The sequence below is a fragment of the Gallaecimonas pentaromativorans genome (assembly GCF_003751625.1).
In the GTDB taxonomy this organism is placed as follows: Bacteria; Pseudomonadota; Gammaproteobacteria; order Enterobacterales; family Gallaecimonadaceae; genus Gallaecimonas; species Gallaecimonas pentaromativorans.
Map to the genome: position 1 here is coordinate 483,716 of NZ_RJUL01000001.1, position 15,437 is coordinate 499,152.

Genomic DNA, 15,437 nt, shown 5'->3' on the forward strand with positions numbered 1-15,437 from the left:
TTTCCTTATGCGTACAGCGGGTTGACTTTGTCGGCATCGATACCGAAGCGCTTGATGGCTTCTGCCACCACTTTCTTCTCGACCTTACCGGCTTTGGCCAGTTCGTACAGGGCAGCAACCACCACGTAGTGGGCGTTGACCTCGAAGTGGCGGCGCAGGTTATCGCGGCTGTCGGAGCGGCCGAAACCGTCGGTGCCCAGCACCCGATAAGGGGCGGGTACAAAACCGCGGATCTGGTCGGCGTACAGCTTGACGTAGTCAGTGGCGGCAACAACCGGCACGTCCTTGGTCAGCACCGAGGCCACAAAGGGCACCTGCTCTTCGGCATCGGGATGCAGCATGTTGTGGCGCTCGGCGGCCAGGCCGTCACGGGCCAGCTCGTTGAAGCTGGTAACGGAGAACACGTCGGCGTCGACACCGTAGTCATTGGCCAGAATTTGGGCCGCTTCGCGAACCTGCAGCAGGATGGTGCCGGAGCCCATCAGCTGGATTTGCGCCTTGCCGCTGCCTTTGACGGTTTCGAGCTTGTAGATACCCTTGCGGATACCTTCCTCGGCACCTTGTGGCATGGCCGGCTGGTGATAGTTCTCGTTCATCACCGTCAGGTAGTAGAAGACGTTTTCCTGGTCGTTACCGTACATGCGGCGGATACCGTCTTGCACGATCACTGCCACTTCGTAGCCGTAGGTCGGGTCGTAAGTTACGCAGTTGGGAATAACGCCAGCCTGGATATGGCTGTGGCCGTCTTCGTGCTGCAGGCCTTCACCGTTCAGGGTGGTACGGCCGGCGGTGCCGCCAATCAGGAAGCCACGGGCTTGCTGGTCGCCAGCGGCCCAGGCCATGTCGCCCACGCGCTGGAAGCCGAACATGGAGTAGTAGACGTAGAAGGGGATCATCGGCTCGCCATTGGTGCTGTAGCTGGTGGCAGCAGCAACCCAGTCGGACATGGCGCCCAGTTCGTTGATCCCTTCCTGCAGTACCTGGCCTTTTTTGTCTTCTTTGTAGAAGGCAACCTGGTCGGCGTCCTGGGGAGTGTATTTCTGGCCTTCGCGGCTGTAGATACCCACCTGGCGGAACAGGCCTTCCATACCGAAGGTACGGGCCTCGTCAGGGATGATAGGCACGACACGGCTACCGATTTGCTTGTCTTTGAGCAAGGCGGTCAGCACACGAACAAAGGCCATGGTGGTGGAGATCTCGCGATCGCCACTGCCCTTGGTCACGGACTCAAAGGCATCGAGGCTCGGCACATCCATCTCGCCGTTGAAACGCACCTGACGCTTGGGCATAAAGCCATGCAGCTTGGCGCGGCGTTCCTTGAGGTATTTGACCTCGTCGGATTCTTCGCCCGGATGGTAGTAAGGCATCTCGGCCAGCTTGTCGTCGCTGATCGGAATATTGAAACGGTCACGGAAGTACTTGATGGCTTCCACGTCCATTTTCTTAACCTGGTGGGCAATGTTTTTGCCTTCACCGGCGTCACCCATGCCGTAACCTTTAACGGTTTTGGCGAGGATAACGGTGGGGCGGCCCTTGGTGTTTACGGCGCGATGGTAAGCGGCGTACACCTTGTAGGGGTCGTGGCCACCACGGTTGAGGCGCCAGATGTCGTCGTCAGACATGTTGGCCACCATTTCTTTGGTCTCTTCGTATTTGCCAAAGAAATTGTCGCGGGTGTACTTGCCACCTTTGGCCTTGCAGTTCTGGTATTCGCCGTCGACGGTTTCTTCCATCAGCTGCAGCAGCTTGCCGGAGGTATCACGGGCCAGCAAAGGATCCCAGTAACGGCCCCAGATCACCTTCAGCACTTCCCAGCCGGCGCCACGGAAGGTGCCTTCGAGTTCCTGAATGATCTTGGAGTTACCGCGAACCGGGCCGTCCAGGCGCTGCAGGTTGCAGTTGATGATGAAGGTCAGGTTGTCCAGCTTCTCACGGGCGGCCATGCCGATGGCGCCCAGGGCTTCCGGCTCGTCACACTCGCCGTCACCCAGGAAGCAGTAAACCCGCTGCTCGGAGCAATCTTTGATGCCACGGTCGGTCAGGTATTTAAGGAAACGTGCCTGGTAAATGGCGGCGATGGGGCCCAGACCCATGGAAACGGTGGGGAACTGCCAGTAATCCGGCATCAGTTTCGGGTGCGGGTAAGACGGCAGACCCTTGCCTTCCACTTCTTGGCGGAAGTTGTCCAGTTGCTCTTCGGTCAGGCGCCCTTCCAGGAAGGAGCGGGAATAGATACCGGGAGAGATGTGGCCCTGGAAGTAAATCAGGTCGCCGCCGTCTTTGTCATTGGGCGCACGGAAGAAGTGGTTGAAACCCACATCGTACAAGGTGGCGCTGGAGGCGAAAGAGGAAATGTGGCCGCCCAGTTCCAGGTTTTTCTTGGAGCCGCGCAGCACCATGGCCAGGGCGTTCCAGCGGATGATGGAGCGGATACGGCGTTCCATGCCCTGGTCACCCGGCATTTCCGGTTCCTGGCCAGCAGGAATGGTGTTGACGTAAGCGGTGGTGGCTTCGAAAGGCAGATGCGCGCCATTACGACGAGCCTGATCGGTCAGGGATTCCAGCAGGTAATGGGCGCGTTCAGCACCTTCTTCATCCATGACTGCCTGGAGCGCGTCCAGCCATTCACGGGTTTCCTGCGGGTCCACGTCATGCATAACCTTCTCTGACATGGCTTATTCCTTATCTTGCTCTGATTGTGATTAGAAAGTCGTCTGCGCTTAAAAACATAGACTAGCTTTTGCTGCGCGACGGTTTGCTTTGTAGTCGCCGAAGAGAGCGCTGCAAACGGCTCTGCTCCCGGCGGATGTCCAACAGGGTTTCTTCCAGGTAAGCCAGGTGCTGCTCACAGGCAACCCGGGCATCCTGGGGTTTGCCGGAGACAATACACTCCAGCAAATGCTTGCGATGCTGCCCTACCCGCTCCGGAGCGCTGGAGCGCTGATACAGCATTTCCAGGTTCAGTTGCACGTTTTGAATAAGCAGCGGCTTCATGACGCGGAACAGGTGCAGGATCACCACATTGTGGCTGGCCTGGGCGACCAGTTCGTGAAATCGGGTAATGGCTTTGGCTTCCAAGGGTACGTCGTCGGTGGCGTGGGCCTTTTCCACGTCGACGTAAGCGGCGCTGATTTCGGCAAAGTCGGTATCGGTACCGCGCAGCGCCGCGTAATAGGCCGCCATGGCTTCCAGGGCGTAACGGAACTCCAACAGATCCAGTTGCCCTTCGGGGTGGTGGGTCAGCATGTCAAACAGCGGATTGGCCATCTCGCCGTAAATATCCTGGCTGACATAGGTACCGCCACCCTGGCGACGCAACAGCAGGCCTTTGACTTCCAGTTTCTGGATAGCCTCACGCACCGAAGGACGGGATACATCGAACTGCACCGCCAGTTCGCGCTCCGGCGGCAGCTTCTGCCCAGGCGCCAGGGTGCCCTCGAGGATCAAGGTCTCCAGTTGTTCCTGTATGACGTCCGCAATGCGCGGTTGTCTAATCCGTTGGTAACCAGCCATGGTGTAAATTGGTATTACCAATAGCGCAATAAGTGCCCACACCTTAGCAGATGGAAATAACCCTGTCCATTAGACCGCAGTCGAAGCCAGCTTGGCTGAGTTGTTCAGTAAAGATGCCGGCTTAAATTGGTCAGACCAAAAATCCCAACAAGATAAGGGCCGCCACCACGCACAGGAAAAACAGCAGGTTGCGCTTGGCCAGGGCCACCATGTTCAGCACTGGCTTGTCACTGCAAGGTTCGGAGCAATCCACCTCTTCGGCAGCCAGGGCAACCTGGCCGAGGTAGTCTTCGTTGTCATTAGGGTGCTTGAGCAGCCCTTCTAGCCAACGGGGCATGGCCCGGGAGTAATGGCCGACAAAGGCAAATCCCAGAGCGGTAAAGCGTACCGGCAGCCAGTCCACTAATTTGATCAGGCGGCGCGCCTCGGGTTGCTCCTGGTTATGCCAGTAACGCAACAAACCGTAAGCCAGCACGGCGCCGGTACCGGCCAGCACATAAAAGAACAGCACGGCGCAATAATGGCGATAGTTGGCCCACAGCAGCGCCATCAAGGTGCGCTCCCGGCCGCTATAGGTGGCGGAGGTCAGAGGCTGTTCGATGCCTTGAGAGTAAAGGTCGGCCGCTTGCAAGTCGCCCCGGGAAAAGGCGTTGAGCATTTGCCGGTATTGTTGGCGAAGCTGGGTGCTGTTGAGCGCCGCCCACAGCAGCAATACCGTTAACGGCCAAGAGAGTACCCAGGGCAGCAGGTACAAGGCGCAATCCACTGCTATCGTGGCCAGTACCAGCCCCACCAGCAGCAAAGGCCATGGCAGGGACGGCGCCCTAGCGGCAGCCGGTAGTTTTGCCAGCCAGGTATCGAGCTGCCAGGCAGCGGGTAGCATCAACACCCTGTCCAGGGCCAGGATCAGCAACAGGGTTATCAGCATCATGCCGTCAGCTCCATCAAACGGTAGTAAGTCAGCCAATCAAACAGCGGACCCGGATCGGTTTTTCTAATAGGGGCTATGGTTTCATGGCCGGTGACCCGGTGAGGTCCGATGTCGGTATGGGTAAACAGCCAAGCGCTAAGGCGTGCCAGGGCCTGATATTGAGCCAAGGTAAAAGGCAGATGGTCAGCCCCTTCAAGCTCCACACCGACGCTGCTGTCGTTAAGGCGCTCACGGCCGGCAAACTGCGAAAGGCCAGCATGCCAGGCGCGCTGGCTTATGGCCACCAGTTGCCAGAGTGTGCCGTCTCGCTCGATAAAAAAGTGCGCCGATACCCTCACCCCTTCTAGCCGCGCCAGCCAGGGGTGAGCGCGGCAATCAAGGCTACCGTCAAAAAACGCCGGCACCAGGCCTTGGCCAAAGTGCTGGGGCGGCAGGCTGATATTGTGGATCACCAGCAGATCAGGCCTGAGGTTATCGGGCCTGTCATCACAATGGGGGCTGGGGTGGCGCTTGGCGCCGGGGTACCAATCGGTCACGAACAGCGGCTCCGTAAGAGTGTTGAAGCCACTGTAGCACAAGGATTTAACCGTTTGAAAAACAGGCTTTATTCGTAGTCGTCAGACTCGGAGGGAGCATCTTCTTCGGCTGGAATGGCACGCTCGCCAGAGGCCCACTCGCCCAAATCAATCAACTGACAACGTTTGGAGCAGAAGGGGCGAAAAGGGCTTTGCTCTGACCACTCGACATCTTTATTACAAATAGGACAACTGACAACCAACACTTATCTCCTACTGCCAGCTGCAATGACATAGCGTCATGGGCACATCTTCTGCAACCGGCGTTGCTTCACCATCATTTCCCAGGCTCATCAGCCGCACCGTGTAGCGGCCTCGGTGCCCGGACACACTAGGGTAAAGATCCGCTGGCAGGTCGGCAAGGTGCAGCAACACCAGGTTTTCGCAACTGGCTTGGAAAAAGCCATTACGGGCCACCACCGGCTCGGGGCGCCCCCCTTCCCTGACCAATTTCAGTAATAAAGAAAGGCCCCTGGCAAAAGGCTCCACCTTGTCGAGCCAGGCGGCCACATCGGCCTGGCGCACCACAGCGCTGCGTTGCTGCCAGCAAGCCAGCTGCGGCAAATCGAAGGGGGCGTCACCGCCGGCTACGGTGAACCGGGCACGAAGGGCCATCAGCAGAGGGTCGTCCCGCCAGCCGGGCGGTAGGCGCTGCTGGGTCAGCAGCCATTGCCTGTGGGTTTGCAACTCACGGCCCAGCTCGTTGAGCTGCTGGGCATCCACGCCGGGCATCTGCTCCCAGCGCTGCAGTTGCTCGATAGCCCGTTCCAGATCCTTGATGAGTTCGGCCTTCACGTCCCCTCTGTCCATCACGTCCAGCAAGTCGAACAGGGCAGTGAAAAATGGCCAATCGGCATTGTCCGCCGACTTAAACAAGCGGCGAAGCAAATAGTCGAGCCTCAGGTAGGCGCGGAATTTTTCTGAGAGGGGAAATTCGAACTGACAGTCCATGGCCCAAGCGTTGTTGATTTGTCCGCCTCAATCATAGCCTTTTTTGCGCGGCCTCCGACAGGTAGCGGCGATGTAAAAGCTGAACCTGGGCTTTCACTTGCTCAACATCGCCGCTGTTGTCGACAATATGGTCGGCATATTTCAGCCGTTCATCGCGCGGCATTTGCCGGGCCATGATGGCGTCGGCATCGGCGCGGCTGTCCCTGGCCAGCACCCGGCTACGCTGCTGATGCTCATGGGCATCCACCACCAGCACCCGGTCGCACTGGCGGTAGAGGTCGTTTTCAATCAGCAGCGGCACTACCCAGAGCACATAAGGGCTTTGAGCGGCAGCCAACTGCTGCGCCATTTTGCTGCGAATGAGCGGATGAAGGAGATCGTTTACCCATTGGCGAGCCTGCTCGGCGCCGAAGATCCGGCTGCGAAGGGCTGCTCTGTCGAGGCTGCCGTCAGCACTCAGAATATCGGCACCAAAATGCGCCACAAGGGCGGTAAGGCCGGGAGTGCCGGGCTCTACCACTTGCCGGGCGACGATATCGGCGTCCACCAAGGCGATGCCCTGCTCGGCAAAAAGGTCGGCAACGGTGCTTTTGCCTGAGCCGATACCGCCGGTAAGCCCAACCACGAACATCAGCTCAAATACCCCAAATACCAGCGATTAATGGCAGGCCCCCACATCAGAGCCACCCAACCAGCTGCCGCCAAAAAGGGGCCAAAAGGCATGGGCTGGCTGCCTTTTTTGCTGCGAAGGGCGCCATAAATACCCCAAAACAGGCCAAAGACCGAAGACAGCAAAATGATTTGCGGCAGCATCCAGGGGCCAAGCCAGGCGCCGAGGGCTGCGAGCAGTTTGAAGTCGCCATAGCCCATGCCTTCCTTGCCGGTCAGCAACTTAAAGACCCAATACACTGACCAAAGCGACAAATAACCCAGGGCAGCGCCGATGATGGCTTGCTCTGGGCTCACCAGGCCCCCCAAAAGGCTCACCAACAACCCGCCCCACATCAGCGGCAGGGTCAGGTTGTCAGGCAGCAACATGGTGTCGGCATCAATAAAGGTGAGGGTGAGCAGTATCCAGGTGAAAAGCAGCGCCGCCAGCATCAACACCGTGGCTCCGAAATGCCAGGCAACAGCGGCCGACATCAGCCCGGCAACCAACTCTACCAACGGATAACGCGCCGCAATGCTCACCTTGCAGTGCCGGCAGCGGCCGCGGAGCAGCAGCCAGCTAAAGAGCGGGATATTGTCGTACCAAGCAACAGGGGAGTGGCACTTGGGGCAGTGGCTACGGGGGACCATCAGGTTGAACGGCTGGCTATCATGGCTGTGGTCAAGGCCAAGTAGCTCGCGGCTTTCTTTTTTCCAGCGCCGCTCCAGCATCACCGGCAGCCGGTAAATCACCACGTTAAGAAAGCTGCCAACCAGCAGCCCGAAGATAAAAACAAAGACCGCCAGCCATAACGGCTCGCGGCCTAACAGATCAATCAACTGCATCAGGGATCAGCCCACTACTTGTCCCAACTGGAATATAGGCAGGTACATTGCCACGACCAGGCCGCCGATAATAGGGCCAAGGACGATCATAATGGCAGGTTCCAAGAGACTCATCAGGCCATCTACGGCGTCGTCCACTTCCCGCTCATAAACCTGAGCGACTTTAGACATCATCTCGTCGATAGAGCCGGACTCTTCACCGATCAGCACCATCTGGATGATCATCTCTGGAAACACCTGGGTGGTACGCATCGCCACGTTCATCTGCATGCCGGTTTCTACCTCGCGGCGCACCTTGAGCACCGCGTCGCGGTAAAGCGCATTACCCGAGGCGCCGGCGCTGGAGGCCAGACCATCAATCAGCGGCACACCAGCAGCGAAAGTAGTCGCCAGGGTACGGGCAAAACGGGCCAAAGCGGCCTTGTGCAAAATAGAACCAACGATAGGCAAGCGCAGGATAAATCTATCGGTTTTATCCCTGACGCTTTGCGACTTTCGATGGGCACTTCTAAAGCTGAATCCAGCAATAATCAACACGCCAACAATGATGTACCAGGAACTTTGTAAAGCATGAGAGATGGAGATCCACAGCCGGGTAAAGGCGGGCAGCTCGGCACCAAAGGAGTGGAAGATGTCTTCAAATTGCGGCACCACAAAAATCAGCAGTATCGCTGTAACCACAATAGCCACAAAAACGATGGCTGAAGGATAGAACAGCGCCTTTTTGATCTTGGCCTTCAGTTCTTCCTGTTTCTCTTTGTAGGTGGCGATACGGTCGAACATGGTTTCCATGGCGCCAGAGTGCTCACCGGCAGCCACCAGGTCGCGATATAGCGAATCAAAAAGCGTGGGGTACTTGGCCAAGGCTTCAGAGAGCAAGGTTCCCCCTTGCACGTCGCCGGAGATCTTGACCATCATCTCCCGCACCGCGTCTTTCTTGTAACCCTTGGCAATGATATCCAGAGACTGCACCAGAGGGACACCGGAGGCGAGCATGGTGGCCAGCTGACGGGTCACCGCAGCAATATCGGCGGCTTCGACCTTTTGGCCAAAAGAGAACAGGGACTTGGGTTTGCGTTTAACTTCTTTGGGGGTAATACCTTGGGCCCGCAGCTGGGCTTTGATTTCGTTAATCCTGGCCCCGGTCATCTCCCCTTGGACTTTCTCTCCACGACGGTTAAGGCCCTTCCAGGAAAAAATCTCCAGCTTCTGGGTTTCTACTTTTCTTTTGGTTGCCGTTGCTATTGCCATGGCGATTCCTTAGTAGCTGGTAACCCGGTTGACTTCGGCCAGGGAGGTGACTCCCTGCCTGGCTTTTTCCAGCCCGGATTGGCGCAAGTTTTTTATCCCCTCTCGCTGAGCCTGGGCGGCAATATCCAGCGAGTTCCCACCTTCCATAATGATTTTAGCCAGTGCCTCTGTCATGGGCATGGTCTCGTACACCCCAACCCGGCCCTTGTAACCACCGGTGCATTCGCTGCACCCTACCGGCCGATATAAGGTAAAGCCTTCTTCTATTTGCCGTGGTGAAAAGCCTTGGCGCAATAGCTCGTCTTTGGGCAGGTGCTCGGGTTGCTTGCACACAGGGCATAGGCGTCGGCCGAGCCGCTGGGCAATAACCAAGGTGACGCTGGAGGCAATGTTATAAGGCGGCACCCCCATATTGACCAGACGGGTCAGGGTTTCCGATGCCGAGTTGGTGTGCAGGGTAGAAAGCACCAAGTGGCCGGTCTGGGCCGCTTTGATGGAGATCTCTGCTGTTTCCAGGTCACGGATCTCCCCCACCATGATGATATCCGGGTCTTGGCGCAAAAAGGCCCGTAGCGCCGAGGCAAAGGTCATACCGGCTTTGGTATGGATTTGCACCTGGTTAACACCAGGCAGGTTAATTTCCACCGGGTCTTCGGCCGTCGAGATATTGCGCTCTTCGGTATTAAGAATATGAAGGCCAGTATAAAGCGACACGGTTTTACCCGAGCCTGTCGGCCCGGTAACCAAAATCATGCCCTGGGGTTTATGTAGTGCTTCAAGATAAAGGCGTTTTTGCTCAGGCTCGTATCCCAGCATATCGATACCCAGCTGCGTGGAGCTGGAATCGAGGATACGCATTACGATTTTCTCGCCCCATAGGGTTGGCAGGGTTGAGACCCGAAAATCGATGGCCTTTTTACGGGAAAGGCGCAACTTGATGCGGCCATCCTGGGGAATGCGGCGCTCGGCAATATCCAGCTTGGACATCACCTTAATACGGGCTGCCAATCGGTTGGCCACCGACACCGGCGGCGCGGCTACTTCATGGAGGATACCGTCTATGCGAAACCGCACCCGGTAGCTTTTCTCGTAAGGCTCAAAGTGCAGGTCTGACGCGCCTTTACGAATGGCATCCATCAACAACTTGTTGATGTAGATAACAATAGGGGCGTCGTCTTCCTTGCCAGTACCGATATCCTGGTCCCGGTCGCTTTCGTCATCTACCGCAAGGTCGGCCAGCTCTGCATCGTTAACGTCGCCAATATCCAGGGCCGAGCCGGTCTTCTCCAGCAGTTTATCAATAGCCTTGGCCAGCTCATCGGCATTAACCAGCACCGGCTCGGTAGGCAGGCGCAAGTTAAAGCGAAAATCTTCCAACGCCGACTGGTTGCTGGGGTCGGCGGTAGCAATAAAGATACGGTTCTGGCGCTTGAAAAGCGGCAATACAGCATGCTTTTGAATAAGCTGCTCATTCAAAAGGGTGCTGGGAATGGTGTCGAGGTCAAACTTGGTGAGGTCGAAAATCGGCAGGCCAAACTGCTCAGACAAGAACTTGGCAAAAGCTTCGGCGCTAAGCTCGGATTTTTTTAAAACATCAAATAGCGGTATCAGCCCAGAATGGTTCTCTTTGAGAAGTTCTTCGACTGTGGATTGGGTAATTTTGCCTCGTCTAAGCAGAAGAGCGAGGGTGCCTTTGGCAACAGGAAGGAATCCGGACATTAACAGTACTGATCAATTTAAGGGGCTGAGATACTGATCTCGAACCCCTTGTGAGATGGTTATCAGCAAAGAGAAGTGTCGCTGCAAGTTCCAGACCAATCAACTTTACCGTTGTTGTAGGTACCACTTAGGGTATAGGTCTCACCATTCAAGCCATTGGTAGTTACTGCCTTAGCTTGGATAGTAATCGGAGAACCAGCAGTTGTTGTGACAGTGTCTACATACTTAGTACCGTTACCACTGGTGATATCAGCAGGAATGCCACTTGTACCTGCAGCGCAACTAGCTGTACCGCCTTGCGTCTGGGCACAAATTTCGACTGCAGTTTTCACTGCACCAGTGGCAGCAACAACCTCAGAGAACTTGGCTTTTTTGGTATAGGTCTGATAGGCAGGCAGGGCGATAGCAGCCAGGATACCTACGATCGCCACCACGATCATCAGTTCGATCAAGGTAAAACCTTGTTGTTTCTTCATGGTAAATCCCCTCTTTTACATCTGTAATTTGTCACAAGCCCGCAAGCTGGGCTGAATCCATTATTAACGCGAGCAGGTCAAAACGCCAAGACGCATGTCAAAAAAATGTTGCACATGCGTGGCCAAGAACGCCGCAATTTCGGCACTTTTGTACAGGGGTCAGTATATTAGCAGCCAGGGCATTAGAAAAATCTGTAAGCAACAAAATGCTAAAGAGTCTTAACAGATGATGACACCGCCCCACACCTGTTCCTTGCAAGCGGCTTTTGCCAGCGCCTGGCAAGGGGTAGAATGGCCGCCACCCTGCCCTATTGCGCTAAAGTTTTTAACATGACATTTGCTCAGGATATTGCTCGCCAGGTACAAGCTGCTCTGGCTGAAGACTTAGGGGGCGAGGTTGTCGCCTCTGGTGACATTACCGCCCTGTTGGTACCGGCCGATGAGCAAAAATCGGCCAGGGTGATCACCCGCGAGGACATGGTGTTTTGCGGCAAAGCCTGGGTGCTGGAGACCTTCAAGGCGCTGGGCGGCGCGGTCACCATTACCTTTGAGGTGGAAGACGGCCAACAAGTGAGCGCCGGCAGCACCCTCTTCACTTTGCAAGGCCCGGCAAGAGCGCTGTTGACCGGCGAGCGTACCGCCCTTAATTTTGTGCAGCTGCTCTCCGCTACCGCCACCACCACCCATTTTTATGCCCAGAAGCTGGCTGGCAGCCACACCCAGTTGCTGGATACCCGCAAAACCATACCAGGGCTGCGGCTGGCACAAAAATACGCGGTAAAATGCGGCGGCGGGCAAAACCACCGCATCGGCCTTTTTGATGCCTTCCTTATCAAGGAAAACCATATCCTGGCGGCAGGCTCCATCGCCAACGCCATTGCCCAGGCGCATCAGATTGCCCCCGGCAAACCGGTGGAAGTGGAAGTGGAAAGTCTGACCGAACTGGACGAGGCGCTGGCGGCTGGGGCCGATATCGTGATGCTGGATAACTTCAGCTTCGAGCAGATGGCGGCAGCCGTCGCCAAGCGCAACAGCGAGCGCCCTGCCACCAAGCTGGAAGTGTCGGGTAACGTTACCGACGAGGCGCTAAGCCAAATCGCCGCCACCGGGGTGGATTTTGTTTCCAGCGGCGCTCTCACCAAACACGTACAGGCCATCGACCTGTCGATGCGTTTTATCTAACGCGATTTAAGGGGCAGTAAAAAGGCGACCAATGGGCCGCCTTTTTTCATCGCAGGATAAGCACCGGCACCTGGCAGCTTTGCAGCATGGTGGTGGTGGTTGAGCCCAGCAGAAACTGGCGAATGCGGCTGTGGCCATAAGCCCCCATCACCAACAAGCCAATGCCGTGCTGCTGCTGATAGGCGCAAAGCGCCTTGTCTACCTCGCCTTGCAGGATTTGCCCCTGGCACTGGTGGCCGGTTGCCTGCAGCTGCGCGCTGGCCCAGGCCAACTGGCTGCGGTTTGGCTCGTTGTCCTCGGCCACCATCACCAGGTGGCAAGGCAAACCGGCAAAGATAGGGCTTTGGGCTATCACTTCCACCATTTTGCGGCCGGTTGCAGAGCCGTCAAAAGCAATGAGCACAGCATCAGGCGCTACGAATTGCTCAGCCACTAAAAGCACTGGCTGGTGCAGCGCCCGCACTATGGCTTCAACATGAGCGCCCAGCAGATGCTCGCCCTTATCCTTGCCGCCTTTCTTGCCCAGCACCCAAACCCGGGTTTGCGCTTCCAGCTCTTTGAGACTTTGCACCACTTCACCGTGGCGCTGGCGGCTTTGGGCGCCCTCAAAGCCTTGTTCGGCCAGGCGCTTAACCTGCGCTTCGAGCATCAAGGCGCCCTGCTCCATGGCGAGCTTTGAGCGCTGCTCGTCAAGCTTGGCCATTTCGGTTATCAGCGCTTCCTGGGCACCAAGGCCGATGGCACCGCTGAAATCGCCACTGTGCAGGCCGTGGTGATGGTCAAGCACATGCAGCAGGGTCAGTGGCGCATCGAGGCGGTTTGCCAGCCAGGCGCCGCAATCAGCAACGGTAGTGGCATGTTGGGCGCCGTCAATACAGGCCATGATAGTGTTGGTCATGCTATTCATCCTTAGTGCCCCATCAGCTGTTCTACATCCTCAGCTTTATCATGTACGCCGAATTTGTCTACCAAAGTGGCACTGGCCTGGTTAAGGCCCACCACTTCGACACTGGCGCCGTCGCGGCGCAGCTTGAGTACCACTTTGTCGAGGGCGCCAACGGCGGTTTGATCCCAAAAATGGGCGCGGCTGACATCGATACGCACCTTGGCTACCGCTTCTTTGAAGTCAAAACGGCCAACAAAGCGATTAGCGGAAGCAAAAAACACCTGCCCTGTCACTTGGTACTCGGTAACGCCGTCTTCGGTGCGTACCCCCACATGCAGCACTCTTGCCACCTTGTTGGCAAAGAACAGGGCCGACAACAACACCCCCAGCAGCACCCCAACAGACAAGTCGCGGGTGAGCACCACCGCCACCACGGTGGCGATCATCACGATATTGGTGGTAAGCGGGGTTTTACGCATATCGCGGATAGAACCCCAGCTGAAGGTACCGATGGAGACCATGATCATCACCGCCACCAGCGCCGCCATGGGGATCTGGGCCACCCATTTATTGAGAAACACCACCAGGATCAGCAAAAACACGCCGGCCACCAGGGTAGAGAGGCGGTTGCGGCCACCGGATTTCACGTTGATCACCGACTGGCCAATCATGGCGCAGCCCGCCATGCCGCCAAAAAAGCCCGCCACGATATTGGCGATGCCCTGGCCACGGCACTCCATGTTCTTGTTGGAGTCGGTATCGGTGAAATCGTCCACTATGGTGGCGGTCATCATCGATTCCAGCAGGCCAACCACCGCCAGGCCCAGGGAATAAGGCGCGATAATGGCAAGGGTGTCGAGATTAAAGGGGATGTCCGGCAGCATGAATACCGGCAGGCTGTCGGGCAGTTCACCCATGTCGCCCACGGTATGAATATCAAGGCCCAGGTACATCGACACGGCGGTGAGCACCAGAATGCACACCAGCGGCGATGGAATGGCCTTGGTGACATAAGGGAACAGATAGATGATGCCAAGGCCGGCGGCGGTCATCACATACACCGGCCAGGTAACGTGGGTAAGCTCCGGCAGCTGGGCCATGAAGATAAGAATGGCCAGCGCGTTGACAAAGCCGGTCACCACCGCCCGTGACACAAAACGCATCAGTTCCCCCAGGCGCAGCCAACCGGCAATGATTTGAAAGACGCCGGTCAGTAAGGTGGCCGCCAGCAGGTATTGCAGGCCGTGGTCTTTTACCAGATCGGTCATCAACAGCGCCATAGCGCCGGTGGCCGCCGAGATCATGGCCGGCCGGCCACCTAAAAAGGCAATGACGGTGGCGATACAAAAAGACGCGTACAGGCCGACTTTAGGATCGACACCGGCGATGATGGAAAAGGCAATGGCCTCGGGAATGAGGGCTAAAGCCACCACCGAGCCGGAAAGAATGTCTTTGACGGGTTGCGAGAACCACTGCTGGCGCCAGCTCATGAGCAAGCTTCCTCTACTAAAACGGGAAGCGCGGCATTGTACAGATTTTGTCAGGCGGCGCCCACCGCCGCATGCCCCATTGGCGCCTTAAGCGAGCTGCTGCGCCAGCCAGGCTTTCAGTTGCCCCGCCGGCAGGGCGCCGCTGATACGCCCCTTCTCTTGGCCGCCAACGAACAGGATAAGGGTAGGAATGGAGCGGATGGCAAAACTGCCGCTGGCAGCGGGCGCTTGCATGGTATCAACCTTGGCAAAGCTCACCTTGCCGGCCAGCTCACGGGCGGTATCGGCAAACACCGGCGCCATCATCTTGCAGGGGCCGCACCAGTCGGCCCAAAAATCCACCAGTAGCGGCAGGCCATGGCGGGCAATACTTTGGCGCAGGTTGCCGTCGTCCAGAGTCAACAGGCTGCCATCAAGCAAAGCGCCCTTGCAGGCGCCGCATTTGGGGCCGTCCTTTAGGCGCGTATCATCAATACGGTTAAGGCGCAGGCAATGGGGGCAGACCAGTTCCATCAAGGTTCTCCAGTGTTATTGCAGGGCTTTCACGGCCTCGACTATGGGGCCGTTAGCATCGGGGAACTCCAGGGTGTCTAGATCTTTGATGGCCACCCATTGCCCTTCCTGGCCTTCAAGGCCGCGGGGCTGGCCCACGAAACCTCGCACCAGCCATACGTCCAGTTTCACAGCTTTGTCGCCGTAGTCGTGCTCCACCAGCAGCAACGGCTCGGCAGCCACCACGTTAATGCCAATCTCTTCGCTAAGCTCCCGGTCCAGGGCGTGCAGCAGGGTCTCACCCTCCTCCACCTTGCCACCGGGGAACTCCCACTTGCCGCCTTGGTGCTGGTGGCCCAGGCGCTTGGTTACAAAAATCTCGCCACGGCCGTTTTCAATGACACCTACGGCAACATGTACCTGTTTTTTCATTACATTGTCCTTAAAACCAAAGTGGCCCCGAAGGGCCACTTTTCT

At 57.1% G+C, this 15,437-nt stretch carries 16 protein-coding genes; 1 reads left to right on the top strand and 15 read right to left on the bottom strand.

What is annotated here, in order from left to right; genetic code table 11:
* Nucleotides 1–5: 5 nt before the first annotated feature.
* From aceE to EDC28_RS02245, 11 genes are all read right to left on the bottom strand, one after another.
* On the bottom strand, nucleotides 6–2,672 hold the full coding sequence (gene aceE / locus EDC28_RS02195; RefSeq protein WP_050659123.1) for a pyruvate dehydrogenase (acetyl-transferring), homodimeric type: 2,667 nt from the start codon (nucleotides 2,670–2,672) through the stop codon (nucleotides 6–8).
* Between the two features lie 61 nt (nucleotides 2,673–2,733).
* The gene (gene pdhR, locus EDC28_RS02200; protein WP_050659122.1) at nucleotides 2,734–3,513 is read right to left on the bottom strand and encodes a pyruvate dehydrogenase complex transcriptional repressor PdhR; all 780 of its coding nucleotides are present in this window, start codon (nucleotides 3,511–3,513) and stop codon (nucleotides 2,734–2,736) included.
* A 130-nt stretch (nucleotides 3,514–3,643) separates the two neighbouring features.
* The gene (gene ampE, locus EDC28_RS02205) at nucleotides 3,644–4,444 is read right to left on the bottom strand and encodes a regulatory signaling modulator protein AmpE (protein ID WP_123420511.1); all 801 of its coding nucleotides are present in this window, start codon (nucleotides 4,442–4,444) and stop codon (nucleotides 3,644–3,646) included.
* Nucleotides 4,441–4,980: a 1,6-anhydro-N-acetylmuramyl-L-alanine amidase AmpD gene (ampD, locus tag EDC28_RS02210; RefSeq protein WP_244946525.1), complete on the bottom strand. Its 540-nt coding sequence runs from the start codon at nucleotides 4,978–4,980 to the stop codon at nucleotides 4,441–4,443. Before ampD ends, ampE begins: the two co-directional genes overlap by 4 nt.
* A 68-nt stretch (nucleotides 4,981–5,048) precedes the next feature.
* Complete coding sequence (gene yacG / locus EDC28_RS02215; RefSeq protein ID WP_244946526.1) at nucleotides 5,049–5,225, bottom strand: DNA gyrase inhibitor YacG; 177 nt, start codon at nucleotides 5,223–5,225, stop codon at nucleotides 5,049–5,051.
* Nucleotides 5,226–5,232: 7 nt separating this feature from the next.
* A complete protein-coding gene (gene zapD / locus EDC28_RS02220; protein ID WP_123420512.1) occupies nucleotides 5,233–5,970 on the bottom strand; it encodes a cell division protein ZapD in 738 nt (245 codons plus the stop codon).
* A gap of 31 nt (nucleotides 5,971–6,001) precedes the next feature.
* Nucleotides 6,002–6,604, bottom strand: coding sequence for a dephospho-CoA kinase (coaE, locus tag EDC28_RS02225; protein WP_123420513.1), 603 nt, complete (start codon nucleotides 6,602–6,604; stop codon nucleotides 6,002–6,004).
* A complete protein-coding gene (locus tag EDC28_RS02230) occupies nucleotides 6,601–7,464 on the bottom strand; it encodes a prepilin peptidase (protein WP_123420514.1) in 864 nt (287 codons plus the stop codon). Before EDC28_RS02230 ends, coaE begins: the two co-directional genes overlap by 4 nt.
* Before the next feature lie 6 nt (nucleotides 7,465–7,470).
* A complete protein-coding gene (locus EDC28_RS02235) occupies nucleotides 7,471–8,715 on the bottom strand; it encodes a type II secretion system F family protein (protein ID WP_123420515.1) in 1,245 nt (414 codons plus the stop codon).
* A 9-nt stretch (nucleotides 8,716–8,724) separates the two neighbouring features.
* Nucleotides 8,725–10,434, bottom strand: a complete 1,710-nt coding sequence (gene pilB / locus EDC28_RS02240; RefSeq protein ID WP_123420516.1) for a type IV-A pilus assembly ATPase PilB — start codon at nucleotides 10,432–10,434, stop codon at nucleotides 8,725–8,727.
* 62 nt (nucleotides 10,435–10,496) lie between these two features.
* Nucleotides 10,497–10,910 (bottom strand): pilin, encoded by a 414-nt coding sequence (locus tag EDC28_RS02245; protein WP_123420517.1) that lies wholly within the window; start codon nucleotides 10,908–10,910, stop codon nucleotides 10,497–10,499.
* 330 nt (nucleotides 10,911–11,240) lie between these two features.
* On the opposite strand from EDC28_RS02245, the gene nadC reads away from it, so the two are divergent.
* Nucleotides 11,241–12,092 (top strand): carboxylating nicotinate-nucleotide diphosphorylase, encoded by an 852-nt coding sequence (nadC, locus tag EDC28_RS02250; RefSeq protein WP_123420590.1) that lies wholly within the window; start codon nucleotides 11,241–11,243, stop codon nucleotides 12,090–12,092.
* Nucleotides 12,093–12,138: 46 nt separating this feature from the next.
* On the opposite strand, the gene EDC28_RS02255 is transcribed toward nadC, so the two are convergent.
* The 4 genes from EDC28_RS02255 to mutT form a co-directional block, all read right to left on the bottom strand.
* The gene (locus EDC28_RS02255; protein ID WP_050659115.1) at nucleotides 12,139–12,990 is read right to left on the bottom strand and encodes a universal stress protein; all 852 of its coding nucleotides are present in this window, start codon (nucleotides 12,988–12,990) and stop codon (nucleotides 12,139–12,141) included.
* A gap of 11 nt (nucleotides 12,991–13,001) precedes the next feature.
* Nucleotides 13,002–14,468 carry a SulP family inorganic anion transporter gene (locus tag EDC28_RS02260; RefSeq protein ID WP_123420518.1) on the bottom strand — a complete coding sequence of 489 codons (1,467 nt, stop codon included), beginning with the start codon at nucleotides 14,466–14,468 and terminating at the stop codon, nucleotides 13,002–13,004.
* A gap of 87 nt (nucleotides 14,469–14,555) precedes the next feature.
* The gene (trxC, locus tag EDC28_RS02265) at nucleotides 14,556–14,981 is read right to left on the bottom strand and encodes a thioredoxin TrxC (protein WP_050659113.1); all 426 of its coding nucleotides are present in this window, start codon (nucleotides 14,979–14,981) and stop codon (nucleotides 14,556–14,558) included.
* A 15-nt stretch (nucleotides 14,982–14,996) separates the two neighbouring features.
* On the bottom strand, nucleotides 14,997–15,392 hold the full coding sequence (gene mutT / locus EDC28_RS02270) for an 8-oxo-dGTP diphosphatase MutT (protein ID WP_050659112.1): 396 nt from the start codon (nucleotides 15,390–15,392) through the stop codon (nucleotides 14,997–14,999).
* Nucleotides 15,393–15,437: the final 45 nt, after the last annotated feature.